This is a genomic window from Paenibacillus sp. DMB5 (genome assembly GCF_001517085.1).
GTDB lineage: Bacteria > Bacillota > Bacilli > Paenibacillales > Paenibacillaceae > Paenibacillus_AQ.
Map to the genome: position 1 here is coordinate 131859 of NZ_LRAC01000155.1, position 22906 is coordinate 154764.

Genomic DNA, 22906 nt, shown 5'->3' on the forward strand with positions numbered 1-22906 from the left:
ATCAATATTGTTAGTGCGAATAGCGCCCTGTTCAGCAAGGTGGAGCTTGTCCGAACAGACCTTACCCTTATTCTAATGAATACAGGGTATTTGGTGTATCTTGTCTTTTCAGAGTCGATAGGCATAATAATTGTAGCAAAAAAAGTGAATTTGCGCAAACGGATCGTCCGGCAGTCGGATGGTCCGTTTTTTATATAGAACACAAATCTATATGTCTGAATTGTTAATTATGGAATCCAAGCCAGAAAAGGATGCGATTTTACTATTTTCACTGCAACCTTCCAGCATTTGGAACGTCAAATGGATAGGCGGATCATCTGAAAAAAGACAGAAGATGAACGGCTGGTTGCATTGCACAAAAGAAGCGGGAAATCCACTACACTTTTGGAGGAATGAGTATGCGCAAATGGGGTCTGCATTACTTGACAGGTTTATTGGTTTTGGCAGTGATACTGGCGGGCTGCGGTTCAGGTGATAACAATTCGGCAAGTGACAATGCAGCGGCGAATATGGGAACAGCCAGTGAAGCTTCAACGGAAGCTGCGCCTGTAGCAGAAGAAACGATGAAGTACGACAGCTCAGCAAATTCGGACCTGAATCAGACTGCTGCCAGGGGCGGTGGGGAAGCTGACTCAGGCGGCAATAACCCGGCCGGTAAGGGCGGGAATTCAGGACAGCAGGCATCCGGCAGCTCAGCGGGGACATCCGGGTTCAGCGGTATTGACGTAGCAGCCGGGCTGAACAAGAAGCTGATTTATAAAGCGAATCTAACCATGGAAGTAGAGGATTACGGGATGGCCCAGTCCGAAGTGCGTAACCTGGTTACGCTGGCAGGCGGATATATCATCGGCTTCACTGAGAATATGTCCGACTACGAAAAGGGCGGAAACTTTGTGATGAAGGTGCCGGCTGCGGGCTTCTCCCCGTTTCTTGACAAGCTTGAGGAGATAAAGAACAAGGGGATTCAGCGGAGCATCGAGGGCCAGGATGTGTCGGAGGAATATGTGGATCTCGAATCACGCCTTAAGGCGAAGCAGCTGATGGAGACCCAGTACATCAATTTTATGTCAAAAGCGACCAAATCCTCGGATCTTGTAGCCTTTGCCAATGAGCTTGGGGCGATCCAGGAGTCCATTGAGCAGATCAAAGGCAGAATGCGTTATATCGACCAGAATGTATCCTTTTCTACAGTAGAGCTGCGGCTATATCAGAGCGGCTCGGGCATCGTTGATATTCAGAAAAAAGAGCAGGAGCCGCTGCTGATACGGGCCTCTGATGCGCTGTCGAAAAGTCTGCATGCCTTATCGGTTATGTTCCAGGGGCTGTTTGTCTTCCTGGCGGCAGCATTACCTGTACTGGTCGTATTGGCGGTCATTGTTGCTGCTGTGCTCTTTATCCGGAAGAAGCTCGGCCGGGGGCAGGTGACTAAGCTGGAGCGTATACGTGCCGGCAGGACAACACAGCGCGAATTGCCGGGGCACAGCACCGGAAGCTTGTCTGAGGAAGCCGATCCGCTCAAAGAAGAGGATGAGCATTCGAATAAATAGGACGGGGGAGGCGATATTGGAATTGATGTTTCTTAATAGTCTTCCTGATAAACATGAGTATTATGAGCTTTATCAATCAACCGGCTGGGACCCCGAAGGACGCTGGACCTCAACGCTGCTTCAGGATTCCTTAATAAACAGCTGGTACACATTAAGTGTTATCAGGGACGGAAGGCTTGCAGCATCCGGCAGAATTGTTTCCGACGGTGTAATCCAGTGTGTGATATGCGATGTAATCGTAAGGCCGGATTATCAAGGTCTCGGGATCGGTACAATGGTAATGGAACACTTGATCGGACATTGCAGAGCAAAGGGAATCCGCTGGATTCAACTGTCTGCTGCAAGCGGAAAAGCAGCCTTTTATGAACGGTTTGGTTTTGTGCCGAGAGCGGCCGATGCACCGGGGATGAGCCTGTTTCTGTAAACGTCCAGATTGTTATGCAAAATAAAGCCTCCAACCCGTCAAAAGACGGGCTGGAGGCTTATTGTGTCTGTTCTGCAGTTGTCAGGAACTGAACGGATGCAGTTGCTTATGCATATTCGAAAAGAATCCGGTACTCGCCGTAGCCTTCCTTTTCGAGATCCTCCTTGGGCACGAAGCGCAGGGCAGCCGAGTTGATGCAGTAGCGCAGGCCATTCTCGCCGGGCCGTCGGTGAAGACATGGCCGAGATGTGAATCGGCAATCTTGCTGCGGACCTCGGTGCGGATCATCAGATGGCTGAGGTCTGTTTTTTCCTTAACCGCATAATCGCGGACCGGACGGGTGAAGCTGGGCCAGCCGCAGCCGGAATCGTATTTGTCCCTGGAGCTGAACAGCGGCTCCCCGGAGACGATATCCACATACAGACCGTCGCCGTGATGATCCCAGAACTCATTGCGGAACGGCGATTCGGTCGCATTATTCTGTGTAACCTCATACTGCAGCGGAGTCAGGCGCTCCTTGAGGCTCTGTTTGTCCTCTTTATGCTTCCAGTGGTCCTCTATGAAGGCTTCCCGGCCGGAGCCCTTGCGGTAACGCTTGTAATGGGCGGGATTTTTGCGGTGGTAATCCTGATGGTATTCCTCTGCCGGATAAAAAGGCTTGGCAGGAAGTATGGGTGTTACAATCGGTGCCGAGAAGCGTCCGCTGTCTGCCAGCGCCGCTTTGGAGGCTTCAGCTTCCAGGCGCTGCTCTTCGGAATGATAGAAGATGGCTGTGCCGTAAGAGGTCCCGCGGTCATGGAACTGGCCGCCGGCATCTGTCGGATCAATCTGCTGCCAGAACAGCTCAAGCAGCTTGCTGTATGGGAAAATGTCAGGGTTAAATGTAATTTGCACTGCTTCTACATGCCCGGTCGTTTCCGAGCAGACCTCCTGATAGGTCGGATTAACGGTATGGCCGCCTGTATACCCGGAGATAATTCCGGCTATGCCCGGCAAGTCTTCAAACGGGGATACCATACACCAGAAGCAGCCGCCTGCAAAGGTAGCTTTTTCTGTCTTCGAGCCTATATGTTCAGATTGAATTTCACTCATGAATATCCCTCCATATTATGGAATGCCATTTAATTGATCAAAATTTAATTATATTATAAAACAAATAAGCACAGTCTGCCAACGCCCCGGCCAGCCGGATCAACGTTTTTTGGGCTGATTCAGCGGCCGCATGCGCAGAGACCATCCGGCCACTGCCAGTACTGTCCCATACAGGGCCAATGCTGCAATCACACTCCCTGGGTGACCCGACAGCCCGCCTCCGAGAAACGCATATAAGGCAATGCCCGGAAGCTTGCCGATTCCGGATGCTGCCAGATAGCTCCAGAAGGGCAGCCCTGCGGCTCCGGCATATATGTTCACTGCTGTCTGCGGAACTACCGGAAGCAGTCTGGCCAGCACAATGGAAGCAAACGGGCGGCGCTGAACAGCAGAGGTGAATTTATGGAGTGCGGGCACTGAAGCCAGATAAGTGAAGGCGCGCTGCTGAAACAGATATTTTACGATACCGTACATGGCTGCTGCGGCAATCGTTGTTGCGCTCCAGCAGATTACTGCCGCCCAAAAGCCTCCGTACACATAACCGAACAAGCCGATGACCAGTTTGTAGGGAAGGACAGGAAACAGGGCCAGAAGCACAGCGGCAAACAAAGACAGGACAGGACTATGATCCTCACGCAGCCAGTCCAGCAGATCATATCTGTAGATAAACGCGAGAATTATAACCGAAACATACAGGAGAACCGTCAATCCTTTTCGCATTTCTACTATGCCCCTTCACAAGCTGTTCCTCTCATCATACTGAAAAAAAACCAATTAATGAAGCAAAGATCATTGTCGCAGCGGCATGTCACGGTATAATACATCTATACGACATGTAAAGGAAGATGTACTATGAATACTCCCGTACGTAAAAGAGTCGCGATGATCGGGATCGGCGATATCGCCCGCAAAGTATATCTGCCGCTGCTGACCCGCCACGATCAGGCGGAGGTGGTCGGCGTGCTCAGCCATTCGCCGGCTACTGTTCAGGGAGCGGTCCGTTCCTACCGGTTACCCAAGGGTACAACGGATCTGGATGAGCTGCTCTCCTGGGACCTGGATGCAGTCTTTGTGCACAGTCCCACTACAACCCATTATGAGTATGTTACCAAATGTCTGGAGCACGGATTACCGGTGTATGTGGATAAGCCGTTGTCTTATGACCTGGAGGAATCGCAGCGGATGGCCGAGCTGGCTGAGGAGCGTGGAGTGCTGCTGGCTGTCGGCTTCAACCGCCGGTTTGCACCGATGTATACGGCAGCCAAGGCCTGGCTCGAGAAGGCAGGCGGAATCAGCCAGTGTCATGCGGTCAAGCACCGCACGAGCCTGCAGAACGGCAGCAGCCATGAGACGGTCCATGATGATCTGATCCATATGCTAGATCTGCTGCTGTGGCTGTGCGGCAATGACTATGAGCTGCTGAGAAGCAGCCTTAACTCCGACAGTGAGGGACGGCTGCTGCAGTCTTCCGGCATTCTTGGCTGGAACCGGGGAGTTACCGGAATATACAGCATGGTAAGAGATGCCGGAGCTGATATAGAGAAGCTGGAGCTGCACGGAAGCGGGAGATCAGTAGAGGTAACGGATATGGAGCGGGCGGTATTATATGAAAAGGGATCTATGCCGCGCAACCAAAGCTTCGGCAGCTGGGATACCGTTCTGGAGCGCAGAGGCTTCAGCGGAGCGGTCAAGCATTTTTTAAGTACAATTGATACACCTGAGCAGTGCAGCATCTCTGCTTCCGCCGTATTGCCTGGTCACAGGCTGGCGTCAGAGCTGACTGCCGGATAAACAGAGAGGAGCAGGAACGTGGACGATTACCGCAAATCAATGGAGGAGCAAATCATCGAGAGCTACAAGCGGGATGAAGAAATGATGATTCTTGTGTTTGCCCAGTGGTGTGTAAACAACAAGCTGGACCCGCATGCCCTGTATTTGCAGGCCTATCCGCAGCAGGAAGGAAATGCCGCCCTTAGCCGGGCGCTTGCCCTGACTGTACCGGAAGAGGAAGCCGGGGACATATCCGATGATACGGTTCTCGGGGTGCTGTCACTGTACGGCAATGATGATCTGGCTTATGTAGTAACGGAGGCCATCACCCGTCGCAAGCCGCGTGCAGGCACAGGGGATTGACACTGCGGATATAATAAGGTAGGCTATGAACTTTTTTTAGGAAAACGATGTTCATTATGCTATAAATATGTTAAAATTATATATACTAACTAATAGTTAGCTTCACAACGAGAGGTGAGAACAATGGAAGAGCATCAGCTGACGATGTGCCCAAGATTCGAAACGGCCTTCTCTTTCTTAGGCAAACGCTGGAATGGACTTATTATCCAGACATTGATGAGCGGCCCGAAACGCTTCAAGGATATTTCCGGCCTGATCCCGTCAATGAGCGATAAAATGCTGTCGGAACGAATGAAGGATCTGGAATGCGAAGGCATTCTGGTAAGACATGTGTATCCTGAAACTCCGGTACGCATCGAGTATGAATTAACAACAAAGGGCCGCGCGCTTGAGCCGGTCATGCAGCAGATCCAGTCCTGGGCCGAGAGCTGGGTCGAATAGTCCCGCTACTGCAGTCCTGTTGATAGCCCCTTTTTCCGCTAATGGAAAGAGGGGCTTTTTCATCTGTTAATCAGGTGTATATAAATTTTTAATAAATAAAACTTGCACAACTGACGCGGAAATGTAATATAATAGGAAAAACTGGCGTGGCCAGCCTGTCTAGCCGCTGATTATGATGTCGCAGAGAATCCGAGTGAAAGCGTAACCAAAGTGTAAAGTCCGTTCTGCACAACATTTAGGAGGCGAGGAAGATGAAAACCACCTTGTTTTCCCGGGAAATAACCTATGGAAAAGAGGATGTTGCCGAACTGGAGACTGCTTCGATCAAAGTCCAGCTTATTTATGATAAGGCGTTGTTCATGCTGCACGGCTATCTTCCCGGCTCCTTGTGGGACTCGTGGATCGGCGTGCCCTATGAAATTATTTCCTCTTTGTATAAAGGAGATAATGACAGCGGAAGTGTGTTTCAGAAATGGATTCAGAGTCCGTCCGGCTGGAAATGCATCGGCTGTGAGCGGCACTGCCTGGAGCCTGCTGATGCCGCAAAGCGGGCCGCTTCAGGAAGCCAGCGGCTGTTCACCTTTCATAACGGTATAAGACAGAGCATGGTATTGCAGGCTGTAATTTGGTCGCTGTATGAGAATACGCTGCTGTTCCAGCACTATCTGGGCAGTGAGGCATTTCTGGACGGGGATGATCTGGATACTATAGGGCATTATTTTGTGCCGACTTATGTCAGCCCGTTCCGGCTGAGCGGGGATGGTAAGCCTTTTAAAGAATATAAGGAAGATCATATACAGGTGTACCAGGAATGGATATCCGCCCCTGATCTGGTTCTTCAGTGGAACGGCGGGCTGACCGAAGGCAGATGGATGACCGGCGTGTATGTGGATCACTCCAGGTTTGCCGGGCTGGGCCCCTATCTGAAAGACGCCCAGGGTAAACGTACTTATATGCAGGCTACTGTCCGCTAATCATTGATGCTGACACTATTAAAGCACCTCTAGCCCAGAGGTGTTTTTTTTATGTTAATTAGGCGATTTTTATCGCAGCAAGGCTGTGGTTCATTGGTTAAAATGGATGAAATATGTAATTAAATCCGATGTTCCGGAGGTCATTATGAGAAGATGGATCGTGCTTATACTAAGCATTCTTGTGATCACAGCTGCAGTAGGGCCTGTTACAGTCCATGCTGCAAGCCCGCAGAAAATTGTAAATATAGGGACCTGGAAGCATCCGGTAAAAGAAGCTTTTCAGGCGGCTGGAGTAACCCTGAAACAAGTGGAGTTATACCAGAAGGGCACCTATCCCAAATTTTATGTGGAGCTTCCGTTCAAAATTCAGGAAAGCAGTGAGCGGGAGGTAAAGGAGTTGGTGTCAGCAGTAGCCCGTGCTAACAGTTACTGGAGCTATGAATTGATTGACAGCAGGCAGGCGGCTACAATCAAGGTGCTATCGGATCCTAAAAAGAAAGTCATAGGAACAGTGACTGTAAACGGTAATGCGCATTTTTTTGACCAGAGCTTCGACAAATATCTGTCCGGGATTACCAATCTTGCTGAATTAAATGTGCAGGCATCGGGAGATATAGATAACGACTTAAAGACCGAATATGTAGTGTACACCCAATTAGAGCCGGAGGATGCGGCAGATAAAGTAGAGCTTCATGTTGTCCGTCAGAGCGGTAAGCGGTTTGAAAATCTGGGGAAGCTGGAGGATGCCGTAGTCGTAGTTCACGGGCTGGATCATGTGGAGATTCTAAAGCTGGATCAGAGCGGTAAAAAACATATTGCCATTTATATGGAGGGGATTTTAGGCGGAACGGGCTTCAATCTGTATCAATGGACAAATAATGGGCCTGTTCTTCTTGAAAGTAATTTTCCAAATGCCACCGGACAAGGGAGACGTTATCTGGCGGATATAGATGCAAACGGAATTATGGACAGTGTATCTGAATACAGGTACGAGGATTTGCAGGGCCATCAGCTGTTCATCTATCATCCGTATGATGGATCAGCATCCGATAAATATAAAGTGTTATATCACAACGGGCACGGACAATTTACTTATCCGGATAGCGCTGAGTCGGTAATCAGAAACTACATTGAGGACAGCCTCTGGCCGGAGGCTTATTCTATGGAAATGAGGCGGATGGCAGCTGATCCGGAAATCTTGAAATTTAAAGTGAGTAAGGTTATGGAGATTGGATTGCTGGAATACGGGGAACTGGATCTGACGTACACCACACTCTCTCACAAGAACGGGGTGAAAATAATAAAGGTAACCCAGAACAGCGGGGATTATTCACGGTCTCTGAAATTTACAATGGTAACAAGCAGCGGACAGTGGAAAATTAAGCGTATCGAGTGAGCGTTCAATAAAATTTTATATATTCAGTGCGTTTAATCACTAGGCCGTGCCCTTGCGGGCGTTATTGTGTAGAGGTAAGAAAGAACTTAGACCAATAACGATGAGGGAGGGCCTACTATGACGGCCAATCAAATAAACCAGACAACAGAACAGCTTAGCTTCAGCGGTGAAGATTTCGTAAGAGATATCGTACTGAAATTTCCGAAAGCGGCAGATTACTTCAAAGGACAGCGGATCGATTTCTGCTGCGGCGGTGCAAAGCCGCTGGCTGAAGCAGCCGAAGAGAAAGGTCTGAACGCAGACCAGCTGCTCGGTGATCTTCACAAGCTGGTAGAAGAGCATCCTGTACTGGAGGAAGATACCAGATGGAATCAGGCATCTTCCCGTGAGCTGGTAGAGCATATTGTGAACAAGCATCACCGCTACCTGCGTGAAGAGCTTCCGCAGATCAGCCAGAATGTTACCAAGGTGTTCCGTGTGCACGGTGAGGATTCCCCGCACCTGGCCGAAGTACACCGCCTGTTCAACCTGCTGCGTGAAGATCTGCTGAAGCATACCGCACAGGAAGAGGAAGTTGAGTTCCCTAAAATGCTGGCTTACAGCGAGAATCCGAGCGAAGCCGGATTGGCTGAGCTGCACGAGCTGCTGCATAATCTGGAGCAGGAGCATGAAGGAGCCGGCGAAATTCTGCGTGAGCTGCGTGCAGTTACCAATGACTTCACTCCGCCGCCGCATGCCTGCACAACCTACCGTCTGACTTATGCCCGGCTAGAGGAGCTGGAAGGCATGACCTTCGAGCATGTACATCTGGAGAACAACAACCTGTTCCTGCGTTATCAATAAGCAGAGTAGTGTGATGTCAATGGCCCCTTCGGGGGCTTTTTCTGCTCCAGCAGTAAATGTTCCGCAAAATGACAGCGCTATGATTGAGAAGCCTGTCTATTTGCGTTATCCTTAAGTAGGAGTAATACATATCGACTACATGCCTGAGAAAATGCTGGAAGCTGTGTTCAGGCTACAAAAGGCGGTGCCGGAGAAGTGCAAGTGAAGTTGCTGTATCGTTTGTGTCTGGGACTCATGGTTATTATGATTGCCGGGGGCTGTAATGCTCTTAACGGGAATCTGGAAGTAAATAATGCTGCTGCCAGTGCTGTTCAGCCTGTGTTTTCCGTAAAAGTGGGGGACACGGACCTGACCGGCAGCTCTGGCCGGCAAATCAGTGATGCCTATAAGCCGGAGATCACCGTTAAGGAGCTGCTTGAAGCCAGCGGCCTTGTCACCTTTGCCGGAGACGGCAAATCTCTTTTGACTGTAAACCATGTATCGCTCAGTCCGGATATGGCCTGGGAGATTCAATTAAGCGGCAAGGCGGTGGCTGATCCGGGCACGGTGGTCAAGAGGGAAGATACTATCCTTATAACGGCCGCAGCTGCACAGGAAGCTCCGTTTCAGCCGGTCATTCTGACTGTCAACGGCGGGATCGGCCAGCCCGAGCTGACCCAATCCTATGTAATGCCTTATACAGAGAATCTGACGGTGAGGGGGCTGCTGAAGAGCAGCGGGCTGGTCCATCTGGCCGAGAATAACAGGACTCTGCTCGCTGTCAAGGAATACAAGCCGCTGTCAAATGAAGAATGGAAGCTGAAGCTGAACGATAAGACGCTGCTCGACAGCGGCATTGATATGAAGCTGCGAATCCAGGATGAGCTGGAGATCTCCCTGGTTCTGCGGTAATTATTCTTCATCGGCAGGAAGAATTTGTACAGCCTGATTTTCTAAGCAGCCGGCAGAGGCTGAAGGGAGAATTGGCTGTTTTTTTTGTGCAAACTTCAGGCAGTTAACAAACCAAATGTAAGCTAACATGACATGTAATATTGTGAAAACATTCACATTTATTGTGATTGTAATCACAAATGCCGTTCAAATTTAAAATGTATAATTCAGGTACGAGATAAAATTCTAAGAATTTTAAGAGTTTTGGGGAGGTTCTAACAGTGAGAGTGGAGAGAGAAAAGTTAGTATTAATAGGCAACGGTATGGCAGGCGTAGGCACAATTGAACAGATTTTGAAGCTGGGCGGCGCTTATGATATTACGATCTTCGGAAGCGAGCCTCATCCCAATTACAACCGGATTATGCTTTCCTATGTACTTGAAGGCAGCAAAAGCATCGAAGATATTATTCTAAATGACCGCCAGTGGTACGCAGACAACAACATTACGCTGCATACAGGAACTACGGTTGTAAAGATTGATGAGGAATCCCGCCAGGTCATCGCAGAGAACGGACTGGCTGTTCCTTACGACAAAGTTATTATTGCAACAGGCTCCAACTCCTTCATTCTGCCTGTTCCGGGCAGCACCAAAGAAGGTGTTGTCGGCTTCCGCGACATTGCTGACTGCGATGCGATGCTGGCAGCTGCCAAGCAGTACCGTACAGCAGCAGTAATCGGCGGCGGTCTGCTCGGACTTGAAGCAGCCAAAGGCCTGGTTAATCTCGGCATGGATGTCACAGTAGTGCATCTGCTGGAGGATCTGATGGAACGTCAGCTGGACCATACAGCATCGTCCATGCTGCAGGCAGAGCTTACCCGTCAAGGCGTAAAATTCGCCATGGGCAAGCAGACGGTTGAGCTGACCGGGGATGAACGTGTTAACGGACTGAGATTCAGCGACGGTTCGGAGCTGCAGGCGGATTTTGTGGTCATGGCTGTCGGTATCAAACCAAACACCCAGCTGGCCAAAGACAGCGGCATTACCGTGAACCGCGGGATTGTTGTCAATGATTATCTGCAGACTTCCATGGAGAATGTCTACTCTGTCGGTGAATGTACAGAACACCGCGGAACCTGTTACGGTCTGGTAGCGCCGCTGTTCGAGCAGGGCATGGTGCTTGCGAAGCATCTGTGCGGAGCCGCTACCCAGCCTTATGAAGGGTCGGTTGTATCGACCAAGCTGAAAATTTCCGGCGTGGATGTCTTTTCGGCAGGCGAGTTTACGGATACACCGGAGCATACTGTGATCTCCGCTAAAGATGAATGGAAGAGAACCTATAAGAAGATCCTGCTCAAAAATAACGTAATTGTCGGTGCTGTACTGTTCGGTGATGTTACCGAATCTGCAAACCTGCAGAAGCTTGTGAAACAAGGCACAGAGATGACCGATGAGATATACAGTGAAGTAATGGGAACCGGCTGCTGCGGCGGCGGTGGCAGTGCCAAAAAAGGCATGTCCGTTGAAGCAATGGCAGATGAAGAAATCGTCTGCGGCTGTAACGGGGTTACCAAAAAAGCGATTGTCGATGCGGTAACAGAGAACGGTTTTACTACTGTTGATGAAATCAAAGCCTGCACCGGAGCTACACGTTCCTGCGGCGGCTGTAAGCCGGTTGTTGAACAAATTCTTCAGTTTGTGCTGGGTGACAGCTTCAAAGAAAGCGCCAAGACCGGTATCTGCGGCTGCACATCGCTCAGCCGTGATGAAATTGTTGCCGAGATTACAGCAAAAGGACTCAAGACCACCAAGGAAGTTATGAACGTGCTGGAGTGGAAACAGCCTGAAGGCTGCTCCAAGTGTCGTCCGGCCGTCAACTATTACCTGGGCATGATCTATCCGGATACGCATGAGGACGAGAAGGAATCGCGCTTTGTCAATGAACGGATGAGCGCTAATATTCAGAAGGACGGTACCTTTACAGTTGTTCCGCGTATGTACGGCGGTGTGACTACACCTGAAGATCTGAAGCGGATTGCCGATGTATCCCTGAAATATGATGTGAAGGTAGTCAAGGTAACCGGCGGACAGCGTCTGGACCTGATCGGCGTCAAAAAAGAAGATGTGCCAAAAGTGTGGGAAGAGCTGGATATGCCTTCCGGTTATGCCTACGCCAAATCGCTGCGCACCGTCAAAACCTGTGTCGGCAACCAATTCTGCCGTTTTGGTACACAGGACTCCATGGGTGTAGGGGCTATGCTCGAGCGTAAATACGAACGCCTTGATTTCCCTGCCAAGTTCAAAATGGCGGTTAACGGCTGCCCGCGCAACTGTGCGGAATCGTGCACCAAGGACATCGGTATCGTCGGCAATGACGGCGGCTGGGAAGTATTCATCGGCGGTAACGGCGGTATCAAGCCGCGGATCGCAGATTCCTTCTGCAAAGTGAAGACCGATGAAGAGCTGGTTGAAGTGTGCTCTGCCGTAATGCAGTTCTACCGTGAAACCGGCAATTATCTGGAAAGAACCTCGGAATGGGTAGAACGCATGGGTCTTGAGAAGATCCAGAGCGTAATCCTGAACAATGAGGAGAACCGCAAGGAGCTGGCGGCACGGATTGATTTTGCCCTGGCCCAGGTATCTGATCCATGGAAAAAAATGCTGAAGGAAGAAGACACACGCAGCGCCCTGTTCGAAAAAGTCCAGCACTAAAAATATTAAGCTCAGGAGGAGAGAGAACGATGGAAAACACAAACCATGAGTATACGATAGGGACGGTTCAGCATTTCCTGCCGCAGATCGGCCGTGTAATCGGCTGCGGTCCGGTGGAGCTGGCTGTGTTCAAAACCTCGGATGGCCAGATTTTCGCGGTAGAGAACAAGAATCCTCATCCGAAGGGCGGCCCGCTCGCGGAAGGAATCGTGTCCGGGCATTATCTGTATGATCCGCTGTATGACTGGAAAATTGATCTGCGCAGCGGAGAGGTTCAGGCTCCCGACAACGGAAGAGTCGCCACATTCCCGGTTACTGTAGACGGGGACAGTGTTAAAGTTACCCTGCAGGGTACATTGATTCAAAGCTAAATTAAGATAAGAAATGGCGGGGTGGAGAGATGTTTACGCAGAGCGTCGAGAACATCGTAGAGGCAGCAGTCAGCAAACGGGATAAAATGAATGAAAATTTGCCGCGGTACTTTTTGGCGGCGCTGCTCGCAGGGGCTTATGTCGGAATCGGAATTATTCTAATCTTCTCGCTGGGAGCACCGCTGGCGGCGATTAAATCGCCGTTCCAGCCGCTGGTTATGGGTGCCTCCTTCGGGATCGCCCTGACGCTGGTCATTTTTGCCGGCTCGGAGCTGTTCACCGGGAACAATATGTTTTTTACCGTCAGTACCCTTGCCGAAGAACATCAGTATGGGACACGGTCAAAAACTGGGTGATCGTTTTTATCGGCAACGTCGGCGGCGCTGTTATCCTGGCCCTGCTGATCCAGGGCACCGGATTATTCAAGGCAGCTCCCGCGGAGCATTTGATCTTCGCCGCCGCAGCCAAAAAAATGACGCTGCCGTTCTCGGAGCTGTTCTTCCGCGGCATTCTCTGTAACTGGCTTGTCTGTCTGGCCATCTGGATGTCCTCGCGTGCCAAAAGCGAAGCTGCCAAGCTGGTGCTCATCTGGTGGTGTCTGTTCGCCTTCATCGCCAGCGGCTATGAGCACAGCGTCGCGAACATGACCCTGCTCAGCGTAGCTGTTCTGCTGCCTAACCACCCTGAGACCGTTACGGTAGCCGGCTGGCTGCACAACATGATTCCGGTTACGCTCGGCAATATCATCGGCGGCGGCTTGTTCGTCGGCGCAGCGTACTGGCTGATCTCTCCTGTCCGCAACAAGTTCAGCAAACGTTAAGGAAGTCCTGATAAACTGTCCTAAAGGCATAAGCCTTTGGGGCAGTTTTTTTGTCTGCTGAGGCTGGATCAGAGGCTGTTGATGACAGAAAAAAAGACGCCTGCACGGCGCCTTTGACCACTCTATTTTTTATTAAATAATATTTGGGCCAGATATGTTTCAATGAGGAGAATAGAGGGTATTATTACTAGGGAATTAAATCCGGCAAATTTCGTTCGGACACATTTCGCAGTGGCAGATCTCCTGCAGCATACCAAGATCCTTGATGACGATCATGCCATTCTCATATTCAACTGCATCTTTTTTACGCAGATCGCTCAACATACGGTTGACGCTCTCACGTGTAGCGCCGATCATGTTGGACAGATCCGTATGCGTAATTTTTTTGTTGATCAGAATGTTGTCGCCGTTCTTCTCGCCGTAGGTGTTGCCAAGACGGATCAGGGTGGAGCACAGTGCGCCCGGTTTGCCGTACATCATCAAATCACGGAATTTCGTCTGTGTGAGACGGTGGTGAATGCCCATCCACTTCATAAAGTCAATCGCAAAATCGCAGTGCTGGCAGATCAGAATCTCCAGATCCTTCTGCTCAATTACGCCAACTTCGCTTTCTTCAATGACTTCGGCGGTGAAGCTGTGCTTCGTGCTGAAGAACGGGTCGGCCTGGCCAACCATGTCACCTGCCTGGTACATATAAAGAATGAGTTCCTTGCCTTCGTCTGTAGATTTGGTCAGCTTCACGCGTCCACGTTTGATATAAAACAATTTATCCGAGTAGTCGCCTTCCCAGAACAGATGTGATCCTTCAGGGACCATACGTTCCTTCATTGTAACGAGAAGTCTGTTGAAATTCTGTTCGGAGAAACAGTTTGTATTTCCGTGGGCTTCGATAACATTGTAATGTTCCTTTATCATAATAATCGACATCCCCTTTATTCCCTCAGTTTTTCAGTAAATTTTAAATTAATTATACATGGTAATTCCTCTTTATGGTTAAAAATTTTCGCGAAAAAGTGTCGAATTTTTAACATTGTGATAATTTTCACTTCAAATATGTGAGAATTGATATGTTTTTCACCGTGACAGGGGAAAAATCCATATATATTCGTCTATTATAACAGCCGTTTCCCAATTAGCACAATTGTTGGGAGGCGGTTATTTTGCGTTTTCTGCCAGAAAGGAGACATTTCTTATAGATTATATTGTGAAATCGGGATTTTATTCAACTCCGTAAAAATGCACATAACTCCGTTACAGCCTGACATTGGCCCTGTGAGAGATGAAGGGTACGCTTATGGCGTGCATCAAAAAACGGAGAAGGAGAAATCAGACATGGCTAAAGTAGCGGATAAATATTTAAAGGTGGATCCGTGGGCGGTAATCGAAGAAGGCTTTGATCATGAGCGGAACAGAGTATCGGAGTCGATTTTTTCGCTTGGCAATGAATACATGGGGGTGCGCGGCTATCCGGAGGAGGGGTACTCGGGCGATACGCTGCTGGGCAGCTATTTTAACGGATTATATGAAGAGCACGCCATCGGCAACCACTACAAAGGGATCATTCGCTCGCTGCGTTATATGGTGAATGCAGTGGACTGGCTCTATACCCGGATAACGGTTGACGGTGAACAGCTGGATCTGGCTCACAGTAAGGTGAAGGGTTTCAGCCGCAGGCTGGATTTCCGAACCGGTACTTACTGCCGTGAATTCGTGTGGGTGCTGGAGAGCGGAAAAGAGCTGAAGATCACGTTCACCCGGCTGGTCAGCATGACAATGTCACATCTCGGGCTGCAGCAGGTGGCTTTTGAGCCGCTTAATTTCACGGGTGAGGTGCAGGTGTGTACAGGGCTTGATTTCGGGGCAGTCCATGAGGAGCGGGGCGAAAGTATGTGGAAAAGCCTGCAGAGTGGTTCAGCAGATTGTGTTACGGCGGTTATGGCGGAGACGCTCACTACGGGCAACAAGCTGTTCTCGGGGTTTGTCCTGCAGTCGCCGGCCGAGCTGAATCCGTGTGCGGTAGAGCGTGACAGGTTCACGGGCCTGTCCTTCACGCTGCCTTTAATAGAAGGAGAAAAGATTCATTATACGAAGCTTGCCGTCAATTATGCGGACACCGGAAGTACGCTCAGTCCAGAGCAGCTCTGGGAAGAAGGTATGAAGCTTGCCGCAGAGGCAGCAGAGCTTGAAGCAGAGGACGTGTTTGAGGCCCAGGCCGCCTATTGGAAGGAGATCTGGGAAACCAGTGATATTTGCATTGAAGGGGATCCGGAGAACCAGCAGGGCATCCGTTTCTGTATCTTCCAGCTGTACCAGACATACCATGGCGACCATCCGGGCTATAACATCGGAGCTAAGGGCCTGACAGGAGAAGCTTACCGGGGGCTGGCTTTCTGGGATACGGAGTCTTACTGCCTGCCATTTTATCTGTTTAACAATCCGAAGGCGGCCCGCAGCCTGCTGGAATTCCGCTATAAGACGCTGCCTGAGGCGATGCAGAGGGCCAGGGATATGGATTGTGAGGGAGCCTGCTATCCGATTGCGACCATTGACGGAACGGAAAGCTGTGACCTGTGGCAGCACTCCAATCTGCAGCTGCATGTCGGGACGGCTGTTTCCTATGGCATCTGGCATTATGTGAAAAATACGGGTGATAAGGAGTTTCTCTACAGCAAAGGCGCCGAGATGCTGATTCAGATCAGCCGGTTCTATGCCACCCGCGGACAGTGGGGAGCCCGCAGCGGGGAGTACGGGTATTTCGGTGTGATGGGTCCAGATGAGTTTCAGCTGATGGTGAACAATAACTGCTATATCAATCTAATGGCCAAAAAGCTGTTCGAGTACACAGGAGACACGCTGGCTGAAATGCGGAAGTCTGTGCCGGAGCGGTTTGCTCAGCTGGCTGCCCTGACAGCGCTCCGCGAAGAGGAACTGGCGGACTGGGCAAATAAAGCAGAGCATATGAAGATTCCTTTTGACCCGGCCAGCGGGGTCTATGAGGAGCATGACGGGTTCTTTGATATGCCGCATATTGATATCCACTCTATTCCGGTAACGGAGTTTCCGCTGTATTCGAACTGGTCCTACGACCGGCTGTACCGCTATGACATGATCAAGCAGCCTGATGTGCTGATGTTCATGTTCCTGTATAACAGCGAGTTCTCCCGGGAGGCCAAGCTGGCCAATTATGACTATTACGAGCCGCGCTGTATTCACGAATCCTCGCTTTCACCTTCCATTCACTCGATTCTCGCCAGTGAGCTCGGCAAACGGGATGAGGCATACCGTTTCTTCGAATTCGCCACCCGGCTGGATCTGGATAATTATAACCGCAATACCCGTGAGGGACTGCATACCACCTCGATTGCTGCGGCTTGGATGAATATCGTCTATGGCTTCGGCGGCATGCGTTCAGACGGGGAGCGGCTCAGCTTCAGTCCAACGCTGCCTGAGCGCTGGGCGTCCTACAGTTTCCATGTACAGTATGAAGGAGTGCTGGTCCGTATGGAGGTTGGGCAGAAGGGGGTACAGCTACAGACGGTTTCCGGCGGCAGCACAGAAATGATGGTGTACGGCCAGCGGGTTAGCGTTGGTCCGGACATTGTAACCCTCCCGCTCGCTGAAGGGCTGGTGGCCGGATGAGCTGGATGGTAGAGGACCGGGAATTCAGCCGGGAAAATATCGTTACGAACGGCAATAAATATATGACCGGAAACGGCTATATGGGCTGCCGCGGAACGCTGGAGGAATTCGGGAAGGAGCAGCTCACTGCAATTACGCTTGCCGGAGTATACGATCAGGCCGGAGGAAAATGGCGGGAGCCGGTAAATGCGCCGAATCCGCTGTTTACCAGACTCCGCTGCAACGGTGAACGGCTGGGAGTACTTAACGCAGAGCCGCTGTCGCACAGGCAGGAGCTGGATATTTCTGCGGCGGTACACAAGCGTGAGACGGTATACAGCATCAGCGGAGGCGAGCTGGCTTTTACCGCTGAGCGCTTCGTCAGTATGGATCAGCTGCATGTGCTGGCGGCCAGGTTTAGCCTGGTTGCCACGTCAGATTGCCGGATTGAGCTGGAGACAGGCATTGACAGTGAGGTGTGGGATATTAACGGCCCGCACTTATACGGACTGCAGGAGCACATTTCAGAGGGGGTGCTTCTGTCTACGGCAGTTACAGGCGAGCTTGGTGTGCAGGTAGCAGTATCGGAAATGACTGTGTGCGCTTTTGAAAAGCAGGAAACGGCGGGAGTGGGGGCGCAGCGGGTCATCGCTTTTGACGCCAAGGCAGGAGAGGTCTATACATGGTTAAAATACGTGGCAGTTTATACGGAGCTGGACTGCAGTAATCCGGACGTAATGGCTGTGCGTACTGTCCGGGCTGCAGAAGCGGCCGGGTATAGACAACTGCTTGCAGCCCACCGTGAAGCCTGGGCGGAGCGCTGGGAACGGAGCGACTGCCTTATTGAAGGGGATGATGCCGCGCAGTTTGCGCTCAGATTCAGCATCTATCAGCTGCTGATCATTGCTCCGACCGAATCGGAGAAGGTATCCATTCCGGCCAGAGGGCTGTCCGGTCAGGTGTACAAGGGCGCAGTGTTCTGGGACACGGAGATGTTCATGCTGCCCTTTTTCCTGCATACCGCCCCTGGCACAGCCCGAAATCTGCTGATGTACCGGGTTCGTACACTGGACGGTGCGCGGCGGAAGGCGGCTGAATACGGGTATCTGGGCGCTTTTTACGCCTGGGAGAGCCAGGATACGGGCGACGATGCCTGTACGCTTTTTAATGTGAACGATGTGTTTACGGGCCGGCCGATGCGCACCTATTTCCGTGATAAGCAGGTGCATATCAGCGCGGATGTTGTCCACGGCATCTGGCAGTACATTTCGTTCACCGGGGATGACAGCCTGCTGGCAGACGGCGGGGCTGAGGTGATCTGGGAGTGTGCCCGATTCTTCTATTCCTATGCCTATTATAGTCCGGTTAAGCAGCGCTATGAAATTCTCGACGTCACCGGTCCTGACGAGTATCATGAGCGGGTCAATAACAATGCTTATACCAATGCCCTGGTGCGCCGGACACTGGAGGTGGCGCTGGAATGTGCGGAGCTGCTGCAGATCGTGAATCCGGCGCAGTATCATAGACTGGCCGTACAATTCGCAGAGGGACCTTTTCTGAAGGAATTCCGGGAAATGCTGGAGTCCTTCTACGTTCCGCAGCCAGATCCGGACACCCTGCTCATTGAGCAGTTTGACCGCTACTTTAGGCTGGAGGATGTTCCGCTGGCAGAGCTGAAAACCCGGGTGCTCAACCCTAATGAATACTTGGGCGGCGGCAACGGGCTTGCGGCTACGACTACCATCCTGAAGCAGGCTGATGTGGTGCTGATGCTGAATTTGTTCAAAAGCTCATATTCCAGAGCGATCAAGCAGGCCAACTGGGAGTACTATGAACCGCGGACCGAGCACGGCTCCAGCCTGAGCCCGTGTATCTATGCCCTGGTAGCGGCAGATATCGGTTCACCCGACTGGGGCTACCCTTACTTTATGCGTACGGCGACAGTAGACCTGACCGGAGAATCCAAGCAGTATGTCGGCGACTTGTACATCGGCGGAACGCATCCGGCTGCGAACGGAGGAGCCTGGATGGCGGCCGTGCTTGGCTTTGCCGGCGTGCAGTTTGACGGAAAAACGCTGCGGGTGAAGCCGGCGCTGCCAGAGCAATGGACGGCAGTAGAGCTGCCGCTGAGCCTGCAGGGCGGCAGTTTCCGGCTGAGAGTCAGCCGGGAGGAGATAACCGTTAGCGCTGCGGCAGGTAACAGGGACACTCTTATGGTGTGCGCTCCCGGCAGCACAGACCAGCTATGCCAGCCGGGAGCGGCTCTGACGCTGCGGACGGCGTGGGCTGCTGCGGGTGACAATGACAATGCAGCTGCTGGTGAATAGCACTGTGTATCAACCTAAAGTAACAACAGGGAGATGATGAATGTATGCCGGATTATAGCATGCTGAAGCAAATGAAAGGTGCAATATTTGATCTGGATGGAGTCATTGTGGATACAGCCAAATATCATTATCTGGCCTGGAGGTCATTAGCATCAGAGCTCGGTTTTGATTTTACAGAAGCGGATAATGAACGCCTTAAAGGCGTGAGCCGGATGAGATCGCTGGATATTTTGCTGGAGATAGGCGGTCTGGAATTCACTGAGGCCGAGAAGCTTGCTATGGCGGACAAGAAGAACCGCCTATATGTAGAGTACATCTCGCGGCTGGGTGAATCGGAGCTGCTGCCAGGTGTCAGCTCTTACCTGAACAGGCTGCGTGACAACGGTATTGGCATTGCCCTCGGCTCAGCCAGCAAAAACGCGCTGTTCATTCTCGATAAGCTCAACATTGCCGGCTTGTTCGATGCTGTCGTGGACGGCAATAAGGTGTCCAGAGCCAAGCCGGACCCGGAGGTATTCCTTATAGCCTCTCAGGAATTGGGTCTGCAGCCCGGCGAATGTGTGGTGTTTGAGGATGCTGAAGCAGGCGTCGCCGCCGGCAAAGCCGCAGGGATGCAGGTAATCGGCATCGGCAGGCCGGAGGTGCTGGGTGAGGCAGATATTGTCATTTCCGGATTGCATGAATTATAGGGGCTTGATAGACTAATAGTCGGGGAACAGCAACCCCTTATTATTCTACTATAGAAGGAAAGCCTGAGGGATGCAGATGGAAACGTTGTTATTATGGCCGGAGGGGGCTCCGGGAGCGCTGGGGACAAGCGATGAGGACTGCCCGGCAATTACGCCTTATCTGGTGGAAGGAAGCAATAACGCTGCGGTGCTGGTCTGTCCCGGCGGCGCTTACTGGCTGCGTGCTGATCATGAAGGAGCCCCTGTAGCGGAGTGGCTGAATATTCTGGGTATCTCCGCATTTGTGCTGCGCTACCGCGTGGCTCCTTATCAATATCCGAGTGCCCTGCAGGATGCCCAGAGGGCGCTGCGTACGATCCGCTTCCGTGCCGGGGAGTACGGGATCGATCCGGAAAGAGTCGGCATCCTGGGATTCTCCGCCGGCGGACATCTGGCTTCAACGGCATCCGGACTGTTTGACAGGGGGAACAAGGAAGCAGAGGAGGCGCTGGAACGCCAGTCCTGCCGTCCCGATTTCTCCATCCTGTGCTATCCGGTTATTTCCATGACAGATGGTGTCACACATGAAGGGTCCAGGACCAACCTGCTTGGTGATAACCCTTCAGAAGAGCTGATCCGCCGTCTTAGCGGAGAACTGCAAGTCACGCCTGATACACCACCTGCGTTCCTCTGGCATACTGCAGATGATGGCGCCGTACCGGTGGAGAACAGCCTGCTGCTTGCCTCGGCGCTGCGACGTCAGCAGATACCTTTTGATCTGCACGTGTACGCTCACGGGGTACATGGTCTAGGATTGGCTGAAGATGAGCCCCATACCCGAGGCTGGACCGGCGCCTGCGCTTCCTGGCTGCAGATGAACGGGTACAGCAGATAGGCATTTCTTAAATAGCTGATATTCAGGCCTTTCATGAGTTCATGAACTACATGAAAGGCTATTTGTTATTCTATCTGAATGTATTGTTACATGATAAGATGGTAGTATTGGTTTGATTTTACAGGGAAAAGGAGAATCATGGATGAAGAAGCTGCTTCATGTGCTTTTGGCATTGGGTTTGATTATGAGCATCGGATTAACACAAGAAGGGGAAGAGGTCTCAGCAGAAGGAAGCAAGCAGGTGTTCAGAATTGGTGTAGACGTGATCCCGGGCCAGCTTGACCCCGCCCTCACCGTAAACGATACAGAGTCCTCGGTTATTAAAGGTATGTTCGAGGGTCTGGTCCGCTTGAATGAGTACGGACAAGCCGTGCCGGGCATGGCGAAATCCTGGAAAATAACAGGCGGCGGCAAAACATACACCTTTGCTCTGCGAACCAGCGCCAAGTGGAGCAATCAGCAGCCTGTAAAGGCGGCGGATTTTGAATATGCCTGGAAGCGGGCCTTGTCTCCGCAGTCTTACAACAGTATGGCCTTCAAAATGTATATGATCGCCGGAGCTGAAAATTATCATAACGGCAAGCAGAAGGATGCCTCCAAAGTAGGGATCAAGGCGCTGAATGACCATACCCTTCAGGTGACGCTGACAGCCCCGAATTACACGTTCCTTCAAATACTCGCCGAGAATATTTATCTGCCGCTTAACGCAGCAGCGGTTAAAGCCAATACCGGCTGGGCAACCAGCGCAAAGGCCATAGTGACGAACGGACCGTTCAGACTGACGGCCTGGGATTCCAACAAAGTTGTTTTGACCAAAAATGCCGGTTATTACGCAGCTAAAGAGATTCAGTTCTCCGAGGTTCAATTCCTCAAGCCGGCGGCAGGCCAGCTATCGAATACCGACGCTTATCTCGATGGCGGCCTCGACTGGATCGGCAGCGGCGAAAATACTAGGATTGATTACTATGACCAGATAACCGCTGTTGCCAATACTGAAATCTATTCTTTTCCATACGCCAGCTTATATTACTATCAGTTTAATGTGAATAAAGCACCTTTTAGCAATGTGAAAATACGTAAAGCGCTGGCAATGGCGGTTGACCGCCAGGGCTTGCCTTACGGTACTCCGGCTTATGGAGACGTTGCTCCAACCATTCACGGGGCTAAACAAACCTTCCGTTCAGAAATTAAGGATTCCAGATATTTCAGAGAAGATGATAAGGCGGCCCAACAGCTGCTTCAGGAGGGATTGAAGGAAGAGGGCTTAACCAGCTTGCCGGAATTCAATATAATTGTGAATGCCGAGCAAAATCATGATCTGATTGCCTCAATCATCGTTTCCGGCTGGAAGGAAAAACTGGGCATCAAAGCCAACGTTGAAGTTCAGGCATGGAATGAGCTGCTCGACAACCGTCACAGCCAGAACTATACGGTGGCTAGAGCTGGCTGGAGAGCGGATTACAATGACCCTGCTGCGTTTCTGGAGTACTTTACATCCTGGAGCGCGGACAATGATTCCGGCTGGAGCAATAAACAGTATGACAGTTACATTCTGCAGGCGCGGCAAAAGCAGGACCCTGCAGAGCGGATGCGCCTGTATGCCAAGGCCGAGAAAATGCTGATCGATGAAATGGTCATCCTCCCGCTGTACTATTATGTGGCGGATGTCCTGAAGCAGCCGAATGTTCATAATGTTTATGTGGATTTTGACGGCTCCATTGCTTTTACGAGAGGTTATCTAAAATAATCTCCATACTCAGCCGGCCTGGCATATTC

Annotated in this window: 18 protein-coding genes and 2 pseudogenes; 17 read left to right on the plus strand and 3 right to left on the minus strand. The window is 51.2% G+C overall.

Annotation, left to right across the window (positions count from 1 at the left end):
* Window positions 1-398 precede the first annotated feature (398 nt).
* Window positions 399-1547 carry a DUF4349 domain-containing protein gene (locus AWJ19_RS28440; RefSeq protein WP_241781926.1) on the plus strand — a complete coding sequence of 383 codons (1149 nt, stop codon included), beginning with the start codon at window positions 399-401 and terminating at the stop codon, window positions 1545-1547.
* Between the two features lie 25 nt (window positions 1548-1572).
* On the plus strand, window positions 1573-1971 hold the full coding sequence (locus AWJ19_RS28445) for a GNAT family N-acetyltransferase (protein WP_068728553.1): 399 nt from the start codon (window positions 1573-1575) through the stop codon (window positions 1969-1971).
* A gap of 106 nt (window positions 1972-2077) precedes the next feature.
* Here the strand turns inward: AWJ19_RS28445 and msrA are convergent.
* Together msrA and AWJ19_RS28455 are read right to left on the minus strand one after the other, a co-directional pair.
* Window positions 2078-3063 (minus strand): annotated as a pseudogene (msrA, locus tag AWJ19_RS28450) (peptide-methionine (S)-S-oxide reductase MsrA).
* Between the two features lie 99 nt (window positions 3064-3162).
* Complete coding sequence (locus AWJ19_RS28455; RefSeq protein ID WP_068728554.1) at window positions 3163-3783, minus strand: VTT domain-containing protein; 621 nt, start codon at window positions 3781-3783, stop codon at window positions 3163-3165.
* Window positions 3784-3915: 132 nt separating this feature from the next.
* Here AWJ19_RS28455 and AWJ19_RS28460 point away from each other — a divergent pair, with 132 nt between their 5' ends.
* From AWJ19_RS28460 to AWJ19_RS28505, 10 genes and pseudogenes are all read left to right on the plus strand, one after another.
* A complete protein-coding gene (locus tag AWJ19_RS28460) occupies window positions 3916-4854 on the plus strand; it encodes a Gfo/Idh/MocA family oxidoreductase (RefSeq protein ID WP_068728555.1) in 939 nt (312 codons plus the stop codon).
* Between the two features lie 18 nt (window positions 4855-4872).
* Window positions 4873-5196, plus strand: a complete 324-nt coding sequence (locus AWJ19_RS28465) for a hypothetical protein (RefSeq protein ID WP_068728556.1) — start codon at window positions 4873-4875, stop codon at window positions 5194-5196.
* A 123-nt stretch (window positions 5197-5319) separates the two neighbouring features.
* A complete protein-coding gene (locus tag AWJ19_RS28470; protein WP_038594991.1) occupies window positions 5320-5637 on the plus strand; it encodes a helix-turn-helix domain-containing protein in 318 nt (105 codons plus the stop codon).
* 251 nt (window positions 5638-5888) lie between these two features.
* Window positions 5889-6611, plus strand: coding sequence for a hypothetical protein (locus tag AWJ19_RS28475; protein ID WP_068728557.1), 723 nt, complete (start codon window positions 5889-5891; stop codon window positions 6609-6611).
* A 145-nt stretch (window positions 6612-6756) separates the two neighbouring features.
* On the plus strand, window positions 6757-8007 hold the full coding sequence (locus AWJ19_RS28480) for a hypothetical protein (protein WP_128083719.1): 1251 nt from the start codon (window positions 6757-6759) through the stop codon (window positions 8005-8007).
* 117 nt (window positions 8008-8124) lie between these two features.
* Window positions 8125-8850, plus strand: a complete 726-nt coding sequence (gene ric, locus AWJ19_RS28485; RefSeq protein ID WP_068728559.1) for an iron-sulfur cluster repair di-iron protein — start codon at window positions 8125-8127, stop codon at window positions 8848-8850.
* A gap of 201 nt (window positions 8851-9051) precedes the next feature.
* A complete protein-coding gene (locus AWJ19_RS28490; protein WP_068728560.1) occupies window positions 9052-9741 on the plus strand; it encodes a hypothetical protein in 690 nt (229 codons plus the stop codon).
* A gap of 260 nt (window positions 9742-10001) precedes the next feature.
* On the plus strand, window positions 10002-12431 hold the full coding sequence (gene nirB, locus AWJ19_RS28495) for a nitrite reductase large subunit NirB (protein ID WP_082708181.1): 2430 nt from the start codon (window positions 10002-10004) through the stop codon (window positions 12429-12431).
* A 29-nt stretch (window positions 12432-12460) separates the two neighbouring features.
* On the plus strand, window positions 12461-12802 hold the full coding sequence (gene nirD, locus AWJ19_RS28500) for a nitrite reductase small subunit NirD (protein ID WP_068728561.1): 342 nt from the start codon (window positions 12461-12463) through the stop codon (window positions 12800-12802).
* A 29-nt stretch (window positions 12803-12831) separates the two neighbouring features.
* Window positions 12832-13622: pseudogene (locus AWJ19_RS28505) on the plus strand (formate/nitrite transporter family protein).
* 195 nt (window positions 13623-13817) lie between these two features.
* Here the strand turns inward: AWJ19_RS28505 and AWJ19_RS28510 are convergent.
* Window positions 13818-14534 (minus strand): Crp/Fnr family transcriptional regulator, encoded by a 717-nt coding sequence (locus AWJ19_RS28510; RefSeq protein ID WP_039879110.1) that lies wholly within the window; start codon window positions 14532-14534, stop codon window positions 13818-13820.
* Window positions 14535-14954: 420 nt separating this feature from the next.
* Here AWJ19_RS28510 and AWJ19_RS28515 point away from each other — a divergent pair, with 420 nt between their 5' ends.
* From AWJ19_RS28515 to AWJ19_RS28535, 5 genes are all read left to right on the plus strand, one after another.
* Window positions 14955-17261 carry a glycosyl hydrolase family 65 protein gene (locus tag AWJ19_RS28515; protein WP_068728562.1) on the plus strand — a complete coding sequence of 769 codons (2307 nt, stop codon included), beginning with the start codon at window positions 14955-14957 and terminating at the stop codon, window positions 17259-17261.
* A complete protein-coding gene (locus tag AWJ19_RS28520; RefSeq protein WP_082708182.1) occupies window positions 17258-19567 on the plus strand; it encodes a glycosyl hydrolase family 65 protein in 2310 nt (769 codons plus the stop codon). Before AWJ19_RS28515 ends, AWJ19_RS28520 begins: the two co-directional genes overlap by 4 nt.
* Before the next feature lie 44 nt (window positions 19568-19611).
* Complete coding sequence (gene pgmB / locus AWJ19_RS28525; RefSeq protein ID WP_241781927.1) at window positions 19612-20256, plus strand: beta-phosphoglucomutase; 645 nt, start codon at window positions 19612-19614, stop codon at window positions 20254-20256.
* Between the two features lie 76 nt (window positions 20257-20332).
* Window positions 20333-21130 carry an alpha/beta hydrolase gene (locus AWJ19_RS28530; protein WP_068728615.1) on the plus strand — a complete coding sequence of 266 codons (798 nt, stop codon included), beginning with the start codon at window positions 20333-20335 and terminating at the stop codon, window positions 21128-21130.
* 142 nt (window positions 21131-21272) lie between these two features.
* On the plus strand, window positions 21273-22877 hold the full coding sequence (locus AWJ19_RS28535) for a peptide ABC transporter substrate-binding protein (RefSeq protein WP_068728563.1): 1605 nt from the start codon (window positions 21273-21275) through the stop codon (window positions 22875-22877).
* The last annotated feature ends 29 nt before the right edge of the window (window positions 22878-22906 follow it).

Excerpts from the sequence above, each read along its gene's own strand:
- nirD (WP_068728561.1), top strand. The coding sequence starts at position 12,461 with ATGGAAAACACAAACCATGAGTATACGATAGGGACGGTTCAGCATTTC.
- AWJ19_RS28470 (WP_038594991.1), top strand. The coding sequence starts at position 5,320 with ATGGAAGAGCATCAGCTGACGATGTGCCCAAGATTCGAAACGGCCTTC.
- AWJ19_RS28445 (WP_068728553.1), top strand. The coding sequence starts at position 1,573 with ATGTTTCTTAATAGTCTTCCTGATAAACATGAGTATTATGAGCTTTAT.
- pgmB (WP_241781927.1), top strand. The coding sequence starts at position 19,612 with ATGCCGGATTATAGCATGCTGAAGCAAATGAAAGGTGCAATATTTGAT.
- AWJ19_RS28455 (WP_068728554.1), bottom strand. The coding sequence starts at position 3,783 with ATGCGAAAAGGATTGACGGTTCTCCTGTATGTTTCGGTTATAATTCTC.
- AWJ19_RS28440 (WP_241781926.1), top strand. The coding sequence starts at position 399 with ATGCGCAAATGGGGTCTGCATTACTTGACAGGTTTATTGGTTTTGGCA.
- ric (WP_068728559.1), top strand. The coding sequence starts at position 8,125 with ATGACGGCCAATCAAATAAACCAGACAACAGAACAGCTTAGCTTCAGC.
- AWJ19_RS28520 (WP_082708182.1), top strand. The coding sequence starts at position 17,258 with ATGAGCTGGATGGTAGAGGACCGGGAATTCAGCCGGGAAAATATCGTT.
- AWJ19_RS28535 (WP_068728563.1), top strand. The coding sequence starts at position 21,273 with ATGAAGAAGCTGCTTCATGTGCTTTTGGCATTGGGTTTGATTATGAGC.
- AWJ19_RS28475 (WP_068728557.1), top strand. The coding sequence starts at position 5,889 with ATGAAAACCACCTTGTTTTCCCGGGAAATAACCTATGGAAAAGAGGAT.
- AWJ19_RS28515 (WP_068728562.1), top strand. The coding sequence starts at position 14,955 with ATGGCTAAAGTAGCGGATAAATATTTAAAGGTGGATCCGTGGGCGGTA.
- AWJ19_RS28530 (WP_068728615.1), top strand. The coding sequence starts at position 20,333 with ATGGAAACGTTGTTATTATGGCCGGAGGGGGCTCCGGGAGCGCTGGGG.
- AWJ19_RS28480 (WP_128083719.1), top strand. The coding sequence starts at position 6,757 with ATGAGAAGATGGATCGTGCTTATACTAAGCATTCTTGTGATCACAGCT.
- AWJ19_RS28460 (WP_068728555.1), top strand. The coding sequence starts at position 3,916 with ATGAATACTCCCGTACGTAAAAGAGTCGCGATGATCGGGATCGGCGAT.